Origin of the sequence: Streptomyces hirsutus (assembly GCF_001418415.1) — a bacterium.
GTDB lineage: Bacteria > Actinomycetota > Actinomycetes > Streptomycetales > Streptomycetaceae > Streptomyces > Streptomyces hirsutus.
Genome location: NZ_LIQT01000700.1, coordinates 1 through 1,280 on the forward strand (window position 1 = coordinate 1; position 1,280 = coordinate 1,280).

Annotated in this window: 1 protein-coding gene and 1 pseudogene; both read left to right on the forward strand. The window is 73.2% G+C overall.

Annotated elements, in window-relative coordinates:
* A pseudogene (locus AOK11_RS37610) lies at positions 1–368 on the forward strand (hypothetical protein); the annotation flags it as partial.
* A 10-nt stretch (positions 369–378) separates the two neighbouring features.
* Entirely contained in the window at positions 379–1,266 is an 888-nt protein-coding gene (locus tag AOK11_RS37615) for an LLM class flavin-dependent oxidoreductase (protein ID WP_055598112.1), read from the forward strand.
* Positions 1,267–1,280 lie beyond the last annotated feature (14 nt).

Sequence of the window (1,280 nt, forward strand, 5' to 3'; positions counted from 1 at the left end):
GCCCTGGGGGCGTGGCGGTGGTGGGGCCGTTGTTCTCGTTGTTCACGATTTCCTGGCGGGAGACAGCCGCCGCGCCCCGGAGTGTCACCGCTGCCCGTGCCGTGACGGCCGTGGGAGGTCACGTGGGCGTCGAGTTCGTCGAGTTGCCCGCAGGGCCCGCCACGTTCAGCGAGTCGACGTCCGCGCCCGGTAGCGGGAGTGGCCTGCCGCAGCGCTCGCTTCTCCAACTGCACGCCCACCTTCCCCACCCGGACTGCCGACGGCTCGCTATCCTCACGCTCACCACCACGGCCCCGGCCCGGCGCGAGGAGTACCGGGCGATCCTGCGGGCGATCGCCGGGAGCGTCAGCTTCGAGAGCCCCGGGTAGGTACGTCGCCATGACCACACTTGGTGCCGTGTTCCGGCCGCAGCTTGCTCCCGAGCGTCTTCGTGCCGTTGTCCGGAGTGCGGAGGACGCCGGGCTGGATGAGCTGTGGTTGTGGGAGGACTGTTTCCGGGAAGGCGGGATCTCCACGGCCGCCGCCGCGCTGGCCTGGACGGAACGGGTACGGATCGGGGTCGGGCTGCTCCCCGTGCCGTTGCGGAACGTTGCCGTCACGGCCATGGAGGCCGCCACCCTGCACCGGATGTTCCCCGGACGGGCCGTCCTCGGTGTCGGGCACGGTGTGCAGGACTGGATGGGGCAGGTCGGGGCCCGGGTCGAGTCGCCGGTGACGCTGTTGCGGGAGCATCTCGTCGCGTTGCGCGCCCTGCTGCGCGGGGAGCGGCTCACCGTCGACGGACGGTACGTCACCCTCGATGACGTCGCCCTCGACTGGCCGCCCGAGGGGGAGGTCGAGGTACTCGCCGGCGCTACCGGGCCGCGTACCCTGCGGCTCACCGGCGAGGTTGCCGACGGCACCGTTCTCACGGCGTCCACCTCACCCGAGGGCGTTCGGCGTGCCCGGCGTCTCATCGAGGAGGGGCGTGTGGCGGCCGGGCGTGAGGCTACGGCGCACACAGTCGTCGTCTATCTCCTCACCGCCACCGGACCCGGCGCCGACGAGCGGCTCCGCGCCGAGCTGATCGCCGAGGGCGTCGGCTCCGAACCCGATCTCGGAGTGGCCGGGGACGCCGGTGCCGTCGCCGAGGCGGTCCACCGGCTGGCCGACGCCGGGGCCGACTCCGTGATCCTTCAGCCGACGGGGGACGAGCCGGACCCCGAGGGGTTCGTGCGGTTCGCCGCGGAGGAAGTGGCCCGGCGGGTGGGGGCCGCGGTGGTGTAGGGCGGGCCGTGGGC

What these genes read in the sequence shown, in the direction of transcription:
- AOK11_RS37615 (WP_055598112.1), top strand. Translation starts at nt 379, where the DNA reads ATGACCACACTTGGTGCCGTGTTCCGGCCGCAGCTTGCTCCCGAGCGT.